The following is a 3,261-nucleotide window of genomic DNA, read 5'->3' as shown; positions in this document are numbered from 1 at the left end:
GCGTCCGGCAGCGCCGCGGCCATCGCGGGGCCCACGCGGCCGCCGGGCCGTCCCCGGCCGATCTCGGTGATCGCGCCGACGAGGACCAGTCCGGCCAGATCCCGCGTGCCGTACACGCGCAGATAGTCGGTGATCACCAGGCCGCCGTAGGACCAGCCGACCAGCACGGTGGGCCGCCCCAGCAGGCGCAGCACCGCGGCGACGTCGTCGGCCCAGGCGGCCGGGTCGTCGTAGCCGCCGTCGGGGACGTCCGAACAGCCGTGCCCGCGAAGATCCATCGCGGCGAGCGGGAATCGGCCCGACAGCTCCGGGTCGGTGAGTTGGGTGTGCCACGCCCGTGCCGACTGGGCCCAGCCGTGCAGGAACAGGATCGCCGGGGTCGTGTCCGGGGTGTCCGGGGTGTCCGGTGCGGACGCGCCGCCCCCGGGGTCACCGCCGGTCAGGACGCTGATCCGGACACCCGATGCGCCGACGACGTCCGTCCGCATCCGTTCCTCGCTCCTCCCGCGGGCCACCAGTGCTTCGGCGGTGCCACACTACCTGGCAGCATCTGCAGGCCATGAGCACCCGAACCGCAGTGATCACCGGAGCGAGCGCGGGCATCGGCGAGGCGGCCGCCCGCGCACTGGCCGGGTCCGGCTTCCACGTCGTCCTCGGGGCACGGCGGCTCGACCGGCTGCGGCCGCTGGCCGAGGAACTGTCCGGCACCGCGCACCTGCTCGACGTCACCGACGCGGAGTCCGTCGAGTCGTTCGTCCAGCAGATCCCGGAGTGCCACGTGCTGGTGAACAACGCGGGCGGCGCGCGCGGGCTGGAGCGGGTCGAGGAAGCAGGCGAGGACAACTGGCGCTGGATGTGGCAGACGAACGTGCTGGGCACCCTGCGGGTGACCAAGGCGTTGCTGCCGAAGCTGATCGCCTCCGGGGACGGCCACGTGATCACGGTCACGTCGATCGCCGGGCACGAGGTCTACGACGGCGGGGCGGGCTACACCTCCGCCAAACACGCCCAGTCGGCGCTGCACCAGACCTTGCGCTCGGAGCACCTCGGCGACCCGCTGCGGTTGACCGAGGTGATTCCGGGGATGGTCGAGACCGACTTCTCGCTGAACCGCTTCGAGGGCGACACCGAACGGGCCGCGCAGGTCTACCAGGGCCTGCAGCCGCTGACCGCCGAGGACGTGGCCGACGTCATCGCCTTCGCCGCGACCCGCCCCCCGCACGTCAACCTCGACCAGATCACCGTCAAACCCCGCGCCCAACACCACGGCAGCCGCGTCCACCGCGAATGACGGTCCCCTGGTGGAGGTAACCGTGAAGGGCACTTTCCCTGCGTGTGACGCAGTGAATGTGCCCCTCGCTGCGTTGAACGCAGGGAAGGTGCCCTTCACGGCAACACCCGGGGTGACCGGGGCACTGGTCAGAGCTTGCAGTTGATCAGGAGGGGTTCCGGGGTGAGGGTCACGCCGAAGTGGGTGCGGACGCCGTCGCGGACCTCGCGGGCCAGGGCGAGCAGGTCGGACGTCGTCGCCGCGCCGCGGTTGGTCAGGGCCAGGGTGTGTCTGGTGGACAGCGACACGCGACCACCGGGGCCCGGGTGGCCCTTGGTGAAGCCCGCGCGTTCGATCAGCCACGCCGCCGAGAGCTTGACCCCGCCGTCGGCCGGGTAGCGCGGCACGGTGACGTCGTCGCCGAGCACCTCGGTGATCCGGGAGAGCACCGTGTCCAACTCCGACTCGGGCACGATCGGGTTGGTGAAGAACGATCCCGCGCTCCACGTGTCGTGGTCGCCGGGGTCGAGCACCATGCCCTTGCCCCGCCGCAGACTCAGCACCGCCTCGCGCACCTCCGCGGCGGGTACCCGGGTGCCGATGTCGACACCGAGCGTGCGCGCCAGCTCGGCGTAGCGCACGGGCGCGGACAGCCCGTCGGTGTGCAGCCGGAAGCGCACGGTGAGCACCACCCCGGTGTCGGTGCCCTTCAGCGCGCTGGTGCGGTAGGCGAAGCCGAGATCGGCGGCGCCGAGGGTGCGGATCTCGGCGGTGCGCCGGTCGTAGACGTCGACCGAGTCGAGCACCTCGCTGACCTCACGGCCGTAGGCGCCCACGTTCTGGATCGGTGTCGCCCCGGTGGAGCCGGGGATCCCGGACAGACACTCCAGGCCGCCCAACCCGGCCGCGACCGTGGCGGCGACGTAGGCGTCCCAGTCCTGGCCCGCCGCCACCGTCTCTCCGTCGGCCCCGGACCACCCGGTGGTGGCGATGCGGACCACGGTGCCGTCGAAGCCGTCGTCACCGACGACGAGGTTCGACCCGCCGCCCACGAGCAGCACGGGTTCGCCGTCCGAGTCCCGTTCACGCACGGCGGCGACCAGCGCGTCGGAGCTCTCCGCCCGCACGAACCGTCGTGCGGCGCCGCCCAGGCGCAGGGTGGTGTGCGCGCTCAGCCGTTCGGTGCCGACCGTTCCGTCAGTGCTCACGGGGGCCCACGGTACTGTCCCCGCCATGGCCACCCCCATCGAGCACCGGGCGAGGTATGTCCACGGCACCGACGAGGTGTTCGCGGCCCAGACCGACGAGCGGGCACTGCGGGCCCGGCTCGCCCACGCGGGTGGTTCGCACGCCGGGATCCCGACGCACGAGACCACCGCGGACGGGATCCGCTACACGCTCGTCCAGGGCATCGACACGGCGAAGCTGCCCGGCGCCGTGCGCCGCGTCCATCGCGGTGACCTGGTGGTGCACCGGGAGCACACCTGGACCGACCACGGCACCGGGCGCTACACCGGCACGGTCGCGGTCCACGTCGCCGACCTCCCCGGCCGGCTCACCGCCGACACGGAAATCACCGCGGAGGGTGAGCACAGCGTGGTCCGGACCCGCGGGTCCGTCGCCGTACGGCTGCCGCTGGTCGGCGGCACGCTGGAGAACATGGTCGCCGAGCAGGTCACCCGGCTGCTCGACGCCGAGGCCGAATTCACGGTGCGGTGGCTCGCGGGCCGGGGCTGATCGGCGCGCCGACCCGCGGCACCACCAACCCGAACCGGTTGCGCCGGGTCGACCGCTGGCTCGTGGCCGACCCGGGGGTGCGCCGTGCCCTGTCGGCGTCCGACGATCCCCTGGTGGTGGACCTCGGGTACGGCGCGTCCCCGGTGACCACCGTGGAACTGGCGCGCAGGCTGACCGCCCTCCGGCGGGACGTGCGGGTGCTGGGGCTGGAGCTGGACGCCGACCGGGTGGCGGCGGGCCGCGCGGTGGCCGAC

4 protein-coding genes and 1 pseudogene are annotated in these 3,261 nt (G+C 73.2%); 3 read left to right on the top strand and 2 right to left on the bottom strand.

Going from position 1 to position 3,261, the window contains the following annotated elements; genetic code table 11:
* Window positions 1-488 (bottom strand): alpha/beta fold hydrolase (locus SACHA_RS0116910; RefSeq protein WP_019811677.1); only part of this gene is annotated, 488 nt, incomplete at its 3' end.
* 71 nt (window positions 489-559) lie between these two features.
* Between SACHA_RS0116910 and SACHA_RS0116905 the strand changes: the two genes are divergently transcribed.
* On the top strand, window positions 560-1,291 hold the full coding sequence (locus SACHA_RS0116905; RefSeq protein WP_028663280.1) for an SDR family oxidoreductase: 732 nt from the start codon (window positions 560-562) through the stop codon (window positions 1,289-1,291).
* A gap of 128 nt (window positions 1,292-1,419) precedes the next feature.
* Here SACHA_RS0116905 and SACHA_RS0116900 read toward each other — a convergent pair whose 3' ends face one another.
* Window positions 1,420-2,478 (bottom strand): UDP-N-acetylmuramate dehydrogenase, encoded by a 1,059-nt coding sequence (locus SACHA_RS0116900; RefSeq protein WP_019811672.1) that lies wholly within the window; start codon window positions 2,476-2,478, stop codon window positions 1,420-1,422.
* 25 nt (window positions 2,479-2,503) lie between these two features.
* Between SACHA_RS0116900 and SACHA_RS0116895 the strand changes: the two genes are divergently transcribed.
* Both SACHA_RS0116895 and SACHA_RS25720 read left to right on the top strand, forming a co-directional pair.
* Window positions 2,504-3,007 (top strand): DUF2505 domain-containing protein, encoded by a 504-nt coding sequence (locus SACHA_RS0116895; protein WP_019811670.1) that lies wholly within the window; start codon window positions 2,504-2,506, stop codon window positions 3,005-3,007.
* Window positions 2,986-3,261, top strand: a pseudogene (locus tag SACHA_RS25720) (class I SAM-dependent methyltransferase); the annotation flags it as partial. The gene SACHA_RS0116895 and the pseudogene SACHA_RS25720, both read left to right, overlap by 22 nt.

It is taken from the genome of Saccharomonospora halophila 8 (assembly GCF_000383775.1).
GTDB classification, from domain to species: domain Bacteria; phylum Actinomycetota; class Actinomycetes; order Mycobacteriales; family Pseudonocardiaceae; genus Saccharomonospora; species Saccharomonospora halophila.
This window is presented reverse-complemented; position numbering and strand designations above follow the sequence as displayed.

Coding starts and splice junctions, on each gene's coding strand:
- SACHA_RS0116895 (WP_019811670.1), top strand. CDS start 2,504: ATGGCCACCCCCATCGAGCACCGGGCGAGGTATGTCCACGGCACCGAC.
- SACHA_RS0116905 (WP_028663280.1), top strand. CDS start 560: ATGAGCACCCGAACCGCAGTGATCACCGGAGCGAGCGCGGGCATCGGC.